This window comes from Achromobacter sp. (assembly GCF_036567245.1).
Lineage (GTDB): Bacteria > Pseudomonadota > Gammaproteobacteria > Burkholderiales > Burkholderiaceae_B > Achromobacter.
On the sequence record NZ_DATCUY010000668.1, the window covers coordinates 1 to 14,488 of the forward strand.

The window sequence follows — 14,488 nt, forward strand, 5'->3', positions numbered from 1 at the left end:
TGGTGCGCGGCCACCGCGTCGACATCCTCCGGCGCGCCATCGCGCCGCTGGCGCCCGAGCTGACGCCGGCCCAACAGGACCGGGTGGCCCAGGCCCTGTCGCTGGTCTACGGGACCGAGGTGTTCCTGGTGCTGAAGGACATCTGGAAACTGGAGCTGCCCGAACTCACGGACGTGGCGCGCTGGACCGCCCAGGCCATCATCGCGCAGGCGCTGGCCGAGGCCCGATCCGGGAAGAGACTGCCAGGAAAGCTGGTTCGGGAGTAACCCTGCCGGTTACTGGCCCGACTTGCGGTGGCTGCGGAAAAGCAGGTGCGTAGAAGCCAGGTGGAAACGCATGGCGATCTGGGCGCATTCCGCGTCGCGCGCGCGCAGCGCCGCGATGATCTGGCGATGATGCTCCACGCTGCGCAGCATGTCGTCCTTGGTGTAGAAGTAGAACGAGCCGATGATGATCGGCATGTCCAGCAGGCTTTCCACCATGGACCGCACCCGGGCGGATTGCGCCGCTTCGAGCAGCGCGTGGTGGAACTGGTTATTGAAGTGCTGCACCTGCGCGACGCTGTCGGGAGCATCGGCGTTGATGGCATCGAGCATGGATTGGTTGATGCGCTCGAGTTCGGATATCTGTTCCGGGCTGGCCCGTTCGGCCGCCGCCTTGGCGGAATACGGTTCAAGCAGCATGCGCAGCTCGAACGCTTCGTCGATGTCCCGGTCCTGCCAGCCCAGCACCACGGCTCCGCGCCGGCCTTCGTGCTTGACCAGGCCGTCCGTCACCAGGCGTTCGATCGCGCTGCGCACCGGCGTCCGGCTGACGGAGAGTTCGGCGGCGATGTGCTCTTCGCGCAGGCGTTCGCCGGGCATGAAGGAGCCTGCCATCAAGCGGCGGCGCAACTCTGCATAAACGTAATCGCGGGCGCTCGACATGATGGCGCATGACTCCAGATCCGGGTTGTCGAACTATACCGGAAGCCCACCCCGGCAATCGCGCATGGCCGCGTCAGCGCAGGCGTTGTCCGAGCCGCTCCAGGAACCTGGGCCAGACCTCCGGATTCAGCAGCCGGGAGGGCCGGCGTCCGGCCAGCATGTCGATGATCTGGCTGGCGGATCCTTGCGCGACCTTGCGCCGGCCTTCGTGCGTGACGCCTCCCGTGTGATAGGTTGCCACGACATCGGAACGCAGCAGCAGGCCATGCCCGGGCGAGGGAGGCTCCTGGCTCCAGACATCCAGCCCCGCGCCGGCCAGCCGCCCGTGCTGCAAGGCGGAAAGCAGCGCCTGCTCATCATGGATGCCTCCGCGCGCGGTCGAAACAAACAGCGCGCCGGGGCGCATCGTGGCGAATGCTTCGGCCCCGATCATGCCCCGCGTTTCGTCGTTCAGCGGACAGTGCAGGCTCACCACGTCGGCCTGTTCGAGCAATTGCGGGAGACTCACGGGCTCGGCGCCGCGGGTGCGGATTTCCTCGGACGTGAGCAGCGGGTCGCTTGCCATCACCCGCATGCCGAAGCCGGCGGCAATGCGCGCCACTCGGCGGCCGATTTCACCGAGGCCCACGATGCCCAGCACGCGTCCCTCGATCTCGCGTCCCATCAGGGCTTCGCGCGAGGCGGCGGATCCCGCCAGCAGCGCAGCCTGGGATTCACGCAAGCGCTTGACCAGCGACAGCAGCAAGGCGAACGTCATTTCCGCCACTGACGCGGCGTTGGCGCCGGCCTGGTTCACCACCGCCACCCCGGCCCGCGTGCAGGCGGCAACGTCCACGGTGTCGTAGCCCGCGCCGCCCGACGAAACGCAAAGCAGTGCCGGGCACTGCGCCAGCAAGCTTGCCGAAACCTGCCAGCGCGCGGGGACTTCATCCTTGGCCGCGCTGACATGGTAGGCATGTGCGCCTGCCAATCCCGCCACCGTGACCGCCTCGTCGCGCGCAGGCAGCACTTCGACGCTCAAGTCCGGCTCGCCCTTGATGCAAGCATCGAACGCAGGGTCGATCCAGAGATCCAGCCGGACGATGCGCATGCTGTCCGACAGTCGTCGCGCAGTCTGGCTCACGACTGCGCCTCGGCGCAGCCCAGCTGCTTGAGCCGCGCATCGACCCAGGACGTATCGAGCGATCCTGCCGCGATATCCGCCAGCATCTTCGTTTCCAGTTCGTGCTTGGACTGGGCAGCCAGGTAGACCGCTTCCGTCTGCGCGAACGGGATCGACAGCAGGCCGTCCTCGTCGCCCAGGATCAGATCGCCCGGAGCAATCGTCATGCCGTTCAAGGCGATGACGCAGTTGATCTCGCCAGGCCCGTCCTTGTACGGTCCCCGGTGGGTCACGCCGGCCGCATAAACGGGAAACGCGCCGCGGCGGATCGTGCCGCTATCGCGGATCGCGCCATTGATCACAATGCCTGCAAGGCCGCGCGTCTGCGCGTAGCTGGTCATGATTTCGCCGATGATGGCGTTGGTCAGGTCGCCGCCCGCATCCACCACGATCACGTCGCCGGGCTGCGCCAGATCAAGCGCTTTGTGCACCAGCAGGTTGTCGCCAGGACGGGTGCGCACGGTCAGGGCCGGACCTGCAAGCGGGCTGCCATCGTGCATGGGCTGCAAGGGCGCGCCGCCGGCCGTCATCCGCGACATGCAGTCGCTGATGTTGGCGACCGGCACGCCTTTGAACATGTCCACGGTTTGCTTGCTCACCGCACGCTTGCGGGCGTGGATCTCAAAACCGATCATTTCTGCTCCTTGTCGCGGAATTGCTATGCGTTGCCATTACTGTTTGGGAATGCCGGCGTCCTGCACGACCTTGCCGAAGATCTCGTGGTCCGCGCGATGCTGGCGCGCCAGATCCTCGGGTGTGCCCTTGAGCACGCTATAGCCGGCGTCTTCCAGTTTTTTCACCAATTCAGGCTGGGACTGGACCTGCTGCAAGGCCTGGTTCAGCGCGGCGACCACATCGTCCGGCGTCTTGGCGGGAGCCATCAGGCCCCACCAGATCGATTGGTCTATCGTCTTGAATCCGCTTTCCGCGAACGTGGGCACGTCGGGCAAGGCCGGCGAGCGTTCCTTGGCAACCACCGCCAGCGCGCGGACCTTGCCGCCGCGGATCTGCGGCAGCAGCGAAGCCACCGAACCCACATACATGTCGATGCGGCCGCTGGCCAGGTCCGGGAACGCCTGTCCCCAGCCCCGGTAAGGCACGTGCATCAACTCCATGTTCGCCGCCTTGCGCCAGAGATAGCCGGTCAGATCGCCGGTGCCGCCGATGCCGGGAATGCCCAGCGAGACCTGACCGGGCCGAGCTTGCGCGGCCTTGACCACATCGCCGACCGTCTTGAACGGGGATTCGGGCAGCACCACGAAAACGCTCGGTGACGTGGCCACGGGACCAATAGGCTTGAAATCCTTGAACGTGTCGTAGCTGAGCTTGTTGTAGAGCCAGGGATTCAGCACGATGTTGTCGGTCTGGGCCATCACCAGCGTATGTCCGTCCGGACGCGCACGGGCGGTGGCGTCCAGCGCCAGGTTGCCGCCGGCGCCAGGCTTGTTCTCCACCACCATGTTCCAGCCCTGGTCCTGGCCGATCGCGCTGCCGATCATGCGGGTCAGCGTATCGGTGCCGCCGCCGGGCGGGAACGGGGAAATGAGCGTGATGGGCGCCGTGCCCATATCCGCCGCGTTCGCGGCGGCGCAGCCCAGCACTAGCGTCGCCGCCAGGAGTTTCTTCAGAACCTTCATTGTCTTCCTCGCACAGTTGATTCTTGTTGGATATGCCGTCGCTGCGTCGCGATGCAGCGCAGCGCTCAGCGCTCGCGCGCCAAAGCCGTCAGCCAGGCCAGGCGCGCCTCCACCGAATCCGGCAGGTTGAAATCGCCGCCCGCCCGCGCATCCTGGATGCCCCTGCTGGTCCGGCTGAAAAGCCGTTCGACGCCATCGAGAACCAGGGGCTCCAGTCCCGCCTCGACCAGTTGCTCGCGGGCCTCGCGGACTTCCGCCTGCCGGCGCTGCGCATGCAGCACGTGGGATCGGACAAACGAATCCATGAAGGCCGTAAGCGGCGTCTGGTCGATGTCCGCCAGCACTTCGTAAAGCGAGGCTCTCAATCCCATGGACTCGGCCGCCACCAGGCATTCCACCGCCAGGCTTTCCATGCCCTTGGTCATGATGCTGCGCAGCAGTTTCAGGCGCACGGCATCGCCCGCAGCGCCTTGTATGGCGCGCGCCGGCGCCCCGCCGCTCTCGGCCAGCCGCAGCACTGCGTCCGTGCCGGTCCCGGCGCAGAGCAAGGGCGTACGTTCCGCCAGCAGGGCAATGGCGCCCATGATCGCGACGTCGGTAAAGTCGATATTCCGTTCAGCGGCCCCCGCCGCCGCAGCCTGCATGTCGGGAGCGCTGGCTGTCGTGAAGTCGGCGTAGACCGCGTCCTGGCGCATGTGCGGGAAGCTCTGTCGCGCCATCTCCAGTGCCGCGTGGCCATACACCGCCGACACCACGATGTCGGCCTCGCCCAGCCATGCCCCCGGCACGGCGTGCAATCCGGCGCCATGGCGCCGGGCGTGTCCCGCCATTTCCTCGTCCTGCCGCAACTCGCAGATCCCGAGCAGGGTATGCCCGGCGGCGCTCCATGCCTGCGCATAGCAGAAACCGACCTCGCCGCAGCCTATCAGCGCAATTTTCATTTCTATAAATACAATAAAAAAACAATGATGCTTTATATAATGAAAATTTCGCCTATATTATTCGTATAAACCCTAGGTTTTTTCTATTTTTAGTACATTAAAAAAACAATAATTGAACCAACACTGTCGCCAGGAACCTGGAAACCGGACGCGCGCGCAGGCACGGCGACTTGCGGCACCTGCGCCGGATTGGCGCTGGCGCTCGCTGCGGCCCGGCGGTGATTCAGGGATGGGGGATGGCGCGATGCGCGCGGCTGCGCGGGGGGCAGCCGCCGCAGTGCATTCCTGGACGCTTCAGGCGCGCCGGCTCATGCCGGCGGAGATGGCCCGCGCCGTACGGCACAGTGGCTCCAGGCACTGCTCCACCATCTGCCCGGTCGAGCGCACGCCCTGGATCCACACGATGTTGACGCAGCCGTAGAGCCGCCCCGGCGCGGCCATGATGGGCAGGGCGATGGCCTCCAGCCTGTCGTTCTGGTCCTTGCGGGTCTTGTCGTAGTCGCCGCCGAAACGCTGCTCGCGCAGGCCGTAGCCCTGGCGGCGGGTCTGCTCCAGCATTTTTTCCACGGCGGCGCAATCGTGCGCCAGCGCGTCGCCCTCGCGGCGGCTGCGACGCAGTGCGGCCAGGATCGAGTCGCGCTCTTTGTCGGCGCAGAACGCCAGATACGCGCGTCCCACCGCGGAGCGCAGCATGTTGATCTGGAAGCCGATGTTGTCGCGGCGGATGGTGAAGTACGACTGGCTGCGATTGGTTTCGCGCACGATCATGGCGCTGCCGCGCCGCACCGTCAGGTCCGACGGCCACAGCACCTCCGCCTGCAGGCGGTCCAGCTCAGGCGCCGCGCACTGGCCCAGCAGGTCCAGCACGCGCGCGCGCCGGCTGGGTTCATTGAGCGAGCTGGCCGGGCAGAAATAGTCGTCGGCGATCCGCCGCCAGATCAGTCCGCGCAATTGCAGCGTCGCCAGGATACGCAGCAGGGTGGCCTTGGCATAGCCCGTGCGCACATGCAATTCCTGCAGGCTGGCACCCTGCGTGGCACGTACTTCGTCCAGCACGATCAGGCCGCGCTCAAGCGCGTCTATCGTCTTCACCTTCGGTGTCCAACGGCTCATTGCGCCTCTCTTTCCGCAGATCTGAATTTCACTGAGTGAAACTCTAGCAAAACCTGCTTGAGCCGCCCAGCCCCCGCGAAATATCGTGACGTCTATCGAAAGCCGTTGTGGCTGGCGGAACAGGACGAGAGGCGGGAATGAGCGGACAGGCTGTACGCAATGTGCTCTGGATCATGTGCGACCAACTGCGCTGGGACTACCTGTCCTGCTATGGACATCCGCGCCTGCGTACTCCCAATATCGACCGTCTGGCCGCCGAAGGCGTGCGTTTCGACAATGCCTTCGTGCAGGGACCGGTCTGCGGCCCCTCGCGCATGTCCTATTACACCGGTCGCTATGTCACCAGCCACGGCGCAGTGTGGAACTTCGTGCCCATGCCGGTCAGCGAAATGACCCTGGGCGACTATCTGCGCCCGCTGGGCGTGCGCGTGGCGGTGGCGGGCAAGACCCATGTGGAAGCCGACAGGACCGGCATGCGGCGCCTGGGCATGGACCCGGCGAGCGCCACGGGCATCCTGGCGGCCGAAGGCGGCTTCGAACCCTATGACCGCGACGACGGCATCTGGCCGCCGGGCTTCAGCGATGATTCACACCGCTACACGCAGTACCTGCGCCAGCAAGGCTACGACGGCGCCAACCCCTGGCACGACCACGCCAACTCGGCCCTGGGCGCCAACGGCGAGATCCTGTCCGGCTGGAACATGCGCTATGCCGGCCTGCCGGCGCGCGTTGCCGAAACGGATTCCGAAACGCCCTACATGACGCGGCGCGCGATCGAGTTCATGGAGCAGAGCGGCGGGCAGCCCTGGGTGCTGCACCTGTCCTACATCAAGCCGCACTGGCCCTATGTCGCGCCCGCGCCTTACCACGCCATGTATTCGACCGACGACATGCTGGCGGCCAAGCGCGTTGCGCGCGAACTGGGGAACGCGCATCCGGTGCTGCGAGGCTTTCGGCAGGCCGAGGTCAGCCGGAACTTTTCCTGCGACCAGGTGCGCGAGACCGTGATACCCACCTACATGGGCCTGATCAAGCAGCTCGACGACCAACTGGGCGTGCTGTTCGACTATCTGCGGCGCAGCGGCCACGACCAGGACACCATGGTCATTTTCTGCAGCGACCATGGCGACTACCTGGGCGATCACTACCTGGGCGAGAAAGAGCTGTTCCACGATTGCGTGGCCAAGGTGCCGCTGATCGTGCGCCTGCCTGGCGACAGTGCGCAGCGCGGCGCGGTGGAATCGCGGCTGGTGGAAGCCATAGACCTGGTCCCCACCATCCTGGACGCCCTGGGCGCGGAAATCCCCGACCACATCCTCGAAGGACGTTCCCTGCTGCCGCTGCTGCGCGGCGAGGAGCCGGCCGACTGGCGCCGCGCCGTGTTCTCTGAAAACAACTACGCGTTCCGCGACTTCGTGCGCGAACCGCTGGGCCGTCCCGCCGACGGCTGCCACACCATCATGGTGCGCGACCACGAGTGGAAGTACGTCCATTTCGAAGGCTTGCGCCCCCAGCTATTCGACTTGCGCGCCGACCCCGACGAATACGACGACCTGGGCGCGGCCCCCGCGCACGCGCCCATCCGGGAACGCTATCAGGCCATGCTGTTCGACTGGCTGCGCAACCGCAAGATCCACCCCACCGTCAGCCACGCCGCCATGACGGGATGGACACGCAAGGAGGAGTCGGCCGGCATCCATATCGGCAGGTGGTAGCGCAGCGCGCCCGGACCCGCGCGCCTGAAAAATAAACGTCAGGAGACAGCATGAAACCGCATTTACTTGCGCTGGCAGCCTGTGTGGCCGCCAGCACGGCGTCGCACGCCCAGCCGAAGGAGGAATGGCCCACCCGCGCCATCCGCATCGTGGTCGCGTTTCCCGCGGGATCGCCGGGCGACACAGCGGCGCGCATCGTGGCCGACGCCGTGGGACAGTCGCTCAAGCAGCCAGTCATCATCGAGAACCGACCCGGCGCGGGCGGCAACATCGGCGCCGAAGCGGTGGTCCGTTCGCCCGCTGACGGCTACACCTTTCTCGAAGCGCCGGACACGGTCGTCACCATCAACCCGGCCATCTACCGCAAGCTGAACTTCAAGGCCGACGATCTGACGCCCGTGGTCGCGCTGGCGAACTTCAACCAGATGCTGGTGTGCTCGCCCGCGACAGGCCTGCGCACCCTGGCGCAGCTGGACGCGCAAGCCAGGAAGACGCCCGGCGCACTCAGCTATGCCTCCGGCGGCCAGGGCGTGCCGGGCCATCTGGCCATGGAGCTTTATCTGTCCGGCGCAGGACTGGACATCCTGCACGTGCCCTACAAGGGGCCGTCACCCGCCACCCAGGACGTGCTGGCCGGGCAGGTGCCCTGCGGCTATCTGGCGTCGCCCGTGGTCGCGGCCTACGTGGCGGCCGGCAAGCTCTACGGCCTGGCGGTGTCAGGCAGCGCGCGCTCGGTCCAGGCGCCGGATGTACCGACCATGCAGCAGGCGGGCGTGGCTGGCTACGACGCCACTTTCCGCGAAATGCTGTTCGCGCCCAAGGGCACGCCGGCCGCCATCGTGCAACGCATGAATGAGGAAGTGGCGCGCGCCCTGGCGCGTCCAGAGGTGAAGCAGAAGCTGCAAGGCAACGACCTGGATCCACAGCCCGAATCGCCCGACGCCACCGCGCTGCGGCTGCGCGAGGACGCCGCCAAATGGACCAGCGTCATCCGCAAGATCAACCTCACGGTCGACTGACCCGCCCGCCCCGCTCTCGCCGTCCGCGCCACTTCCGCCGCGCGGGCGGCATCCCCCAAACACAGGAGGCCACATGAACGCCGCAACACCCGCCACCGTCTTCGGCTCGCTGAAGGACTATCGCAAGGGCTCGATCGAGATCACGCAGGGCTCGCCGCGCCACTACGTCTTTTCCAACATCTTCGAGGTGGCCGCGAACGCCGCGCCCTACGAAAAGGTCGTGGTCGGCAAGAACCTGGAGTACGTCATCGAAACCCTGCGCGCCGAGGGCGTGTCGCCCTGGTACGCGTGCAGCCACGACGAGTTCGCCATCCTGATGGACGGCCAGGCCCAGGTCGAGTTCCTGGCGCTGGACCAGCCGCCCGCCGCGGCGGACGGCAGCGTGCTGGCGGGCCAGGCTCCCGCCGGTAAGCCCATGGGCCGCGTGCTGCTGGGCCGCGGGCACCAATGCCTGCTGCCCGCTGGCTGCGCCTACCGATTCACCGCGCCGTATCCGGGCGTGCTGCTGATACAGACCCGCGCGGGGAAGCTATCCGTCGAGAAGTGGGCGGACATCTGCCTGCAGTAAGCCCCCCTTTTTCCTTCAGGAGTACCGATATGGCCATGCTGGACACACACGCTCCCTCTTTCGCCGCCGGCAAAGTCGCCGCCGGCGCCGCCGACGCCGCGACCGGCTACAAGCGCTTCGACCTCGGCGCGTTCACCTTCATCCGCGACGAATACTTCGTCAAGGTGCACTGGCCCTCGAAAGGCCAGATCCGCACCCACGCCATCCCGGCCGATGCCTTCCTGCGCGCGCTGATGCGCGACGTGGCCTGGGGCTTCTTCTACGGCTGGGTCAACTTCGACCACGTGTTCGGCACGCGCAACCACTACGGCAAGGTGGACGTCTACGCCGGTTCGTTCAACGGCGTCATGAAGGCGGCGGGCGTGGACTACACCGAGACTTTCGACACCCCGCTCATCATGGCCACCTTCAAGGCCATGCTGCACGACTGGACCAACGAGGGCTTCGATCCGTTTGCCGCGCCCGAGGAGACCGGCTCGGCCTTCGGCCGCAAGCATGGCGACAACATCGCCGCCATCGAGCGCTCGCGCATCGCCACACGGCGCATGCCGGGCCTGCCGGAAGACTCGCCGTTGCGCGACGACCTGCCGGTCAACCGGGCCTTCGCCGACGTGACCCAGGACGAGCCGCAGATCCATGCCGAGCCCGGCTACGAAAATGCGCTGCATGCATTCAGCCTGTTCAAGTACCTGTCGCGTTCGGACGTCACCTGGAATCCTTCCGTCACGTCCGTTTGCGGCGCCAGTCTGTTCTGCCCCACCACGGAAGAATTCATCCTGCCGGTGTTCCATGGCAACGACCGCGTCGAGTGGTTCCTGCAGCTGTCGGACGAGATCGTCTGGGACATCGGCGACAAGGACACCGGCGCGCCGCGCGCCCGCGTCACCATGCGCGCCGGCGACATCTGCGCCATGCCCGCGGACATCCGCCATCAGGGCTATTCGACCAAGCGCTCGATGCTGCTGGTCTGGGAGAACGCAACCCCCGACCTGCCGCAGCGCTACGAAAGCGGCGAACTTGCGCCCTACCCGGTCGCATTCTGAATCCGCCCCATCCCATTCATAACGAATCCAGAGCCATGCAGAACAAACTCTATATCGACGGCCGCTTCGTCGACGCGGCCGCCGGCGGCACCATAGACGTGCTCAATCCGCACGACGCCACCCTCATCACCGCCATCGCCGCGGCCGAAGCCGAAGACGTGGACCGCGCCGTGGCGGCCGCAAAACGCGCCTTTCCCGCCTGGTCGCGCATGGCGGCCGCCGAACGCGGCCGCCTGCTGCTCAAGCTGGCCGACCTGATCGAAGCCAACGCGGAAGAACTGGCGCAGCTGGAAACGCTGGACACCGGCCATCCGATACGCGACACGCGCGGCTTGGACGTGCCGCGCACCGCCGGCTGCTTCCGCTACTTCGGCGGCATGGCCGACAAGCTGCAAGGCAGCGTCATCCCGGTGGAAACGGGCTTCCTCAACTACGTGCAGCGCGCGCCCATCGGCGTGGTCGGCCAGATCGTGCCCTGGAATTTTCCGCTGATGTTCACCAGCTGGAAGCTGGGGCCGGCGCTGGCGGCCGGCAACACGGTGGTGCTCAAGCCATCTGAACTCACGCCGCTGTCGACCCTGCGCATCGCCGAACTGATGGCCCAGGCGGGCTTTCCCGAAGGCGTCGTCAACGTGGTCCCCGGCTATGGCCACACAGCGGGCCAGAGGCTGGCCGAACATCCCGACGTGGGCAAGATCGCCTTCACGGGATCCACCGCCACCGGCCGCCGTATCGTGGAGGCGTCCAAGGGCAATCTCAAGCGCGTGCAGTTGGAACTCGGCGGCAAGGGCGCCAACATCGTGTTCGAGGACGCCAACCTCGACGCCGCCATCAACGGCGCGGCCTGGGCCATTTTCCACAACCAGGGCCAGGCCTGCATCGCGGGCTCGCGGCTGATGCTGCACGAGAAGATCGCCGATGCCTTCCTGGAGCGCTTCACGGCGCTGGCCGACTCCATCCGCCTGGGCGATCCGCGTTCCCCCGATACGGAAATGGGCCCGCTGACCTCGGCCCAGCACCGCGACAAGGTTCTGTCCTATGTGGGCATCGCCGCCGAACAGGGAGCGCGCGTGCTCACGGGTGGCTCGGCGCCCGGCGGCGAGCTGGCCCGCGGCTACTACGTCGCCCCCACCATCGTCGAAGCCCGGCCCCGGGACCGCGTCGCGCAGGAAGAAGTGTTCGGCCCCTTCGTCACCGTACTGCGCTTCGGCAGCGACGAGGAGGCGCTGGCCATCGCCAACGCCACCGACTACGGTCTGGGCAGCGGCCTGTGGACGCGCGACCTGGCGCGCGCCCACAAGCTGGCGGGCGCCATCCACGCGGGCATGTGCTGGATCAACTGCTACAAGCGGGTCAATCCTGGCAGTCCTTTCGGCGGCGTGGGCCAATCGGGCTACGGCCGCGAGATGGGCTTCGAGGCCATGCATGACTACACTGAAGCCAGGTCCGTGTGGGTCAACGTGGACGCCACCGTGCCGCCGCATTTCAAGCGCTGAGGAGCCGCCATGAACCCTGCCATGCCGAACGCCGAAACCGCCTTGACCGACACGGTCGCCGCGGCCTTTGCCCAGACGCCGGACCCCAGGCTGCGCCAGCTGATGCAGTCGCTGGTGCGGCACCTGCACGCCTTCGTCGCCGACGTCGAGCCCACCGAGGCCGAATGGATGACAGCGATCCGCTTCCTGACCGAAACCGGCCAGATCTGTGACGGCGCGGTGCGGCAGGAGTTCATCCTGCTGTCCGACACGCTGGGCGTGTCGATGCTGGTGGACGCCATCAACCACCGCAAGCCGGGCCAGGCCACCGAAAGCACGGTGTTCGGCCCTTTCTACATGGCCGGCATGCCCGAGCGCGCAGCCGGCGAGGACATGGCGCAGACGCCCGGCGAGCCCGCGCTGGTGCACGGGTACGTCCGCGACACCGAGGGCCGGCCGCTGGCTGGCGCCGTACTCGACGTGTGGCAGACGGCCGCCAACGGCATGTACTCGGGCCAAGACCTGGACCAGCCACACGGCAATCTACGCGGCCGCTACCGCAGCGGCGAGGACGGCAGTTTCGCGATCCGCACCATCCTGCCCGTGTCCTATCCGATCCCGGGCGACGGTCCTGTGGGCCGCATGATGGCGGCCACTGGCCGCCACGTCTTCCGGCCCGCGCACCTGCATTTCATGATCGACGCGCCGGGACACCAGCGGCTGGTCACCCATCTGTTCAATGCCGGAGATCCGTATCTCGCGTCGGACGCGGTGTTCGGCGTGAAGCCCTCCCTGGTGCTGCAATACAGCCACCAGGACGCGGACTCCGCGCTGGGCCAGCGCCATGGATTCGATTCGGACTTCCACGAGGGGCGCTATGACTTCGTGTTGCCCCGCGCTTGAACCCGCTGCTGAAGCGGCGCTGTGCCAGGTCGAGGACATTCCGGATGGCGGTTCGCTGACGCTGGACCTGGGCGCGCAACCGGTGATTCTGCTGCGGCGCGGGCAGTCGGTCTGGGGCTACCTGAACCGCTGCCCGCACTTCTCCGTCACGCTGAACGCCGCGCACGGCGCGGTCCTGACCTATGAGGCCCAGGTACTGATGTGTGCGCATCATTCGGCCCTGTTCCGCTTCGAGGACGGACTGTGCATCGAAGGCCCCTGCCAGGGCGCGGCATTGGATCCCCAAGCGCTGCGCGTGGATGCCGGGCGCGTCTACGCGGCTTTGGAGTAACGACCGGCTGGTTGACGTAACCCGCCACAATTGCTACACACACAGACGCATTGCACTTGCCCTCAGAATCTCTCCATAAGAGGCGGTTTATGAACAAGCGTATTGTTGTCGTAGGCGGCGGCGTAGGCGGCACCATGCTCGCCAATCAGCTGGCCGGAAAGCTCTACCCCGAGATCACGCGCGGCGAAGTCTCCATCACGCTGCTCTCGGACACGCCGGACCATTACTACAAACCGGCTTTCATGTATGTGGCCTTCAACCTTTTCTTCCAGGAAGAACTGAAACGGCCTGAACGCTCCCTGCTGCGGCCCGAAATCGAATTCCGCGTCGACAAGGTCACGCGGTTCCACTTCGACCGCCAGGAAGTCTCCACGCAGAGCGGCAAACGCTACGGCTATGACTACCTGGTCATCGCCACGGGCTGCGTACCATCCCCCGAACGCATCGAAGGGCTGAAGGAAGCCGGGGACCACTTCTACCAGTACGCACCCGCCAGGCAGCTGGCCGACCGCCTGTCGCGCATCGAGCGCGGGCGGGTGTTCATCAGCGTCACTTTCCCCAAGACGCCCAACGTCCCGCACCAATGCGGCATCGCCCCCATCGAAACCACGCTGATGCTGGACGACTATCTGCGGCGGCGCGGTGTGCGCGACAAGATCGAAATCGTCTACACCTACCCCACCACCTCGCAGCTGCTGCGCAACTGCCTGTTCCTGCAGCGGCCGACCTGCGAAGTGCTGCCTGCCATCTTCGAGCAGAAGGGCATACAGTTCCAGCGCGGCTTCACGCTGTCGCGGGTGGATCCGGAGCGGCGCATCGCCTATTCGGAGGAAGGCGGCGAGCAGCCTTTCGACATCCTCATGGCCACGCCGCCGATACGCGCCGTGGACGTGGTGCTGGAATCCGGCGTGTCGCAGGCCGAGAACAATGAAGGCTGGCTGCCGACCGACCACGAAACCCTGCAGGTCTACGGGTTGCAGAACGTCTACGTCATCGGCGACACCGTCGACTTGCCCGTCAGCAAGGCGGGCGGCTCCTGCCACAACCAGGCGCCCGTGGTCGCCAACAACATAGCCGGCGCGATCCGGCTGGGCCATCCCTGCAGCGCCTATGACGGCCGGGTGCAGGCGGTCGCCCAGATGGGGCTGAACGCCGGCATGCCGCTCTGGTACGACTACACCCACGACGTGCTGCCCACGCCGCCCACCAAGCTCGGCGGCCTGCTGCGCCACGGGTTCAATCGCGGCCTGTACTGGGCCGTCGCAAGGGGAATGCTATGAACGCGCCGCACGAAGCAAGCGCCACCCAGGCCGCCGATACGCCATCCCCGTTCCTGGGCGGCGGGCCTGGCGCGCGCGCCCTGGCCGACAGGCTGGGCCTGTTGGCCGAAGCCGGACGGCTGGACAACATCGCCGACCTGCTGTCGCTGGCCTCGGACCTGGTGGACCTGCTGGACCAGTCCATGGTGGAAAAGCTGGCGCTGCTGTCGGAGCAGGCCAGCAGCGCCGCCTGGACCGCCGCCAACACGCTGCGCGACGCCCATGCCCGCACGCTGCAGGAAGCCCGTCCGCCGAGTCTGACGGGCCTTATCGGCCTGCTGCGCGACGAGGACACGCGCCGCGGCATGGCGGTGGCGCTGCGGGCGCTGCAAACGC

General features: G+C 66.6%; 15 protein-coding genes and 1 pseudogene. 10 read left to right on the top strand and 6 right to left on the bottom strand.

Features of this window, described 5'->3' with window-relative positions:
* Window positions 1-266 (top strand): annotated as a pseudogene (locus VIR09_RS28480) (TetR/AcrR family transcriptional regulator); the annotation flags it as partial.
* A 9-nt stretch (window positions 267-275) separates the two neighbouring features.
* Here the strand turns inward: VIR09_RS28480 and VIR09_RS28485 are convergent.
* The 6 genes from VIR09_RS28485 to VIR09_RS28510 form a co-directional block, all read right to left on the bottom strand.
* Complete coding sequence (locus VIR09_RS28485) at window positions 276-926, bottom strand: GntR family transcriptional regulator (protein WP_332015918.1); 651 nt, start codon at window positions 924-926, stop codon at window positions 276-278.
* Between the two features lie 73 nt (window positions 927-999).
* Window positions 1,000-2,016, bottom strand: coding sequence for a hydroxyacid dehydrogenase (locus VIR09_RS28490; RefSeq protein ID WP_414639474.1), 1,017 nt, complete (start codon window positions 2,014-2,016; stop codon window positions 1,000-1,002).
* A gap of 29 nt (window positions 2,017-2,045) precedes the next feature.
* Window positions 2,046-2,723: an RraA family protein gene (locus VIR09_RS28495; RefSeq protein ID WP_332015920.1), complete on the bottom strand. Its 678-nt coding sequence runs from the start codon at window positions 2,721-2,723 to the stop codon at window positions 2,046-2,048.
* A gap of 36 nt (window positions 2,724-2,759) precedes the next feature.
* The gene (locus VIR09_RS28500) at window positions 2,760-3,725 is read right to left on the bottom strand and encodes a tripartite tricarboxylate transporter substrate binding protein (RefSeq protein WP_332015921.1); all 966 of its coding nucleotides are present in this window, start codon (window positions 3,723-3,725) and stop codon (window positions 2,760-2,762) included.
* 65 nt (window positions 3,726-3,790) lie between these two features.
* Entirely contained in the window at window positions 3,791-4,666 is an 876-nt protein-coding gene (locus tag VIR09_RS28505; RefSeq protein WP_332015922.1) for an NAD(P)-dependent oxidoreductase, read from the bottom strand.
* Between the two features lie 294 nt (window positions 4,667-4,960).
* On the bottom strand, window positions 4,961-5,779 hold the full coding sequence (locus VIR09_RS28510) for an IclR family transcriptional regulator domain-containing protein (RefSeq protein ID WP_332015923.1): 819 nt from the start codon (window positions 5,777-5,779) through the stop codon (window positions 4,961-4,963).
* Between the two features lie 137 nt (window positions 5,780-5,916).
* Between VIR09_RS28510 and VIR09_RS28515 the strand changes: the two genes are divergently transcribed.
* From VIR09_RS28515 to VIR09_RS28555, 9 genes are all read left to right on the top strand, one after another.
* Complete coding sequence (locus VIR09_RS28515) at window positions 5,917-7,494, top strand: alkaline phosphatase family protein (RefSeq protein ID WP_332015924.1); 1,578 nt, start codon at window positions 5,917-5,919, stop codon at window positions 7,492-7,494.
* Between the two features lie 50 nt (window positions 7,495-7,544).
* Window positions 7,545-8,513 carry a tripartite tricarboxylate transporter substrate binding protein gene (locus tag VIR09_RS28520; RefSeq protein ID WP_332015925.1) on the top strand — a complete coding sequence of 323 codons (969 nt, stop codon included), beginning with the start codon at window positions 7,545-7,547 and terminating at the stop codon, window positions 8,511-8,513.
* Between the two features lie 73 nt (window positions 8,514-8,586).
* Window positions 8,587-9,081, top strand: a complete 495-nt coding sequence (locus VIR09_RS28525) for a hydroxyquinol 1,2-dioxygenase (protein ID WP_332015926.1) — start codon at window positions 8,587-8,589, stop codon at window positions 9,079-9,081.
* Between the two features lie 29 nt (window positions 9,082-9,110).
* Window positions 9,111-10,124 carry a hydroxyquinol 1,2-dioxygenase gene (locus VIR09_RS28530; RefSeq protein ID WP_332015927.1) on the top strand — a complete coding sequence of 338 codons (1,014 nt, stop codon included), beginning with the start codon at window positions 9,111-9,113 and terminating at the stop codon, window positions 10,122-10,124.
* A 35-nt stretch (window positions 10,125-10,159) separates the two neighbouring features.
* Window positions 10,160-11,620: an aldehyde dehydrogenase family protein gene (locus VIR09_RS28535; protein ID WP_332015928.1), complete on the top strand. Its 1,461-nt coding sequence runs from the start codon at window positions 10,160-10,162 to the stop codon at window positions 11,618-11,620.
* Between the two features lie 9 nt (window positions 11,621-11,629).
* Window positions 11,630-12,502, top strand: coding sequence for an intradiol ring-cleavage dioxygenase (locus VIR09_RS28540; RefSeq protein ID WP_332015929.1), 873 nt, complete (start codon window positions 11,630-11,632; stop codon window positions 12,500-12,502).
* On the top strand, window positions 12,477-12,833 hold the full coding sequence (locus VIR09_RS28545; protein WP_332015930.1) for a Rieske (2Fe-2S) protein: 357 nt from the start codon (window positions 12,477-12,479) through the stop codon (window positions 12,831-12,833). Before VIR09_RS28540 ends, VIR09_RS28545 begins: the two co-directional genes overlap by 26 nt.
* 89 nt (window positions 12,834-12,922) lie before the next feature.
* Window positions 12,923-14,113, top strand: a complete 1,191-nt coding sequence (locus tag VIR09_RS28550) for an FAD/NAD(P)-binding oxidoreductase (RefSeq protein ID WP_332015931.1) — start codon at window positions 12,923-12,925, stop codon at window positions 14,111-14,113.
* On the top strand, window positions 14,110-14,488 hold a 379-nt coding region (locus VIR09_RS28555; RefSeq protein ID WP_332015932.1), incomplete at its 3' end, for a DUF1641 domain-containing protein. The genes VIR09_RS28550 and VIR09_RS28555, both read left to right, overlap by 4 nt.

What these genes read in the sequence shown, in the direction of transcription:
- VIR09_RS28495 (WP_332015920.1), bottom strand. Translation starts at nt 2,723, where the DNA reads ATGATCGGTTTTGAGATCCACGCCCGCAAGCGTGCGGTGAGCAAGCAA.
- VIR09_RS28550 (WP_332015931.1), top strand. Translation starts at nt 12,923, where the DNA reads ATGAACAAGCGTATTGTTGTCGTAGGCGGCGGCGTAGGCGGCACCATG.
- VIR09_RS28490 (WP_414639474.1), bottom strand. Translation starts at nt 2,016, where the DNA reads ATGCGCATCGTCCGGCTGGATCTCTGGATCGACCCTGCGTTCGATGCT.
- VIR09_RS28505 (WP_332015922.1), bottom strand. Translation starts at nt 4,666, where the DNA reads ATGAAAATTGCGCTGATAGGCTGCGGCGAGGTCGGTTTCTGCTATGCG.
- VIR09_RS28500 (WP_332015921.1), bottom strand. Translation starts at nt 3,725, where the DNA reads ATGAAGGTTCTGAAGAAACTCCTGGCGGCGACGCTAGTGCTGGGCTGC.
- VIR09_RS28545 (WP_332015930.1), top strand. Translation starts at nt 12,477, where the DNA reads ATGACTTCGTGTTGCCCCGCGCTTGAACCCGCTGCTGAAGCGGCGCTG.
- VIR09_RS28530 (WP_332015927.1), top strand. Translation starts at nt 9,111, where the DNA reads ATGGCCATGCTGGACACACACGCTCCCTCTTTCGCCGCCGGCAAAGTC.
- VIR09_RS28540 (WP_332015929.1), top strand. Translation starts at nt 11,630, where the DNA reads ATGAACCCTGCCATGCCGAACGCCGAAACCGCCTTGACCGACACGGTC.
- VIR09_RS28510 (WP_332015923.1), bottom strand. Translation starts at nt 5,779, where the DNA reads ATGAGCCGTTGGACACCGAAGGTGAAGACGATAGACGCGCTTGAGCGC.
- VIR09_RS28535 (WP_332015928.1), top strand. Translation starts at nt 10,160, where the DNA reads ATGCAGAACAAACTCTATATCGACGGCCGCTTCGTCGACGCGGCCGCC.
- VIR09_RS28525 (WP_332015926.1), top strand. Translation starts at nt 8,587, where the DNA reads ATGAACGCCGCAACACCCGCCACCGTCTTCGGCTCGCTGAAGGACTAT.
- VIR09_RS28485 (WP_332015918.1), bottom strand. Translation starts at nt 926, where the DNA reads ATGTCGAGCGCCCGCGATTACGTTTATGCAGAGTTGCGCCGCCGCTTG.
- VIR09_RS28520 (WP_332015925.1), top strand. Translation starts at nt 7,545, where the DNA reads ATGAAACCGCATTTACTTGCGCTGGCAGCCTGTGTGGCCGCCAGCACG.
- VIR09_RS28515 (WP_332015924.1), top strand. Translation starts at nt 5,917, where the DNA reads ATGAGCGGACAGGCTGTACGCAATGTGCTCTGGATCATGTGCGACCAA.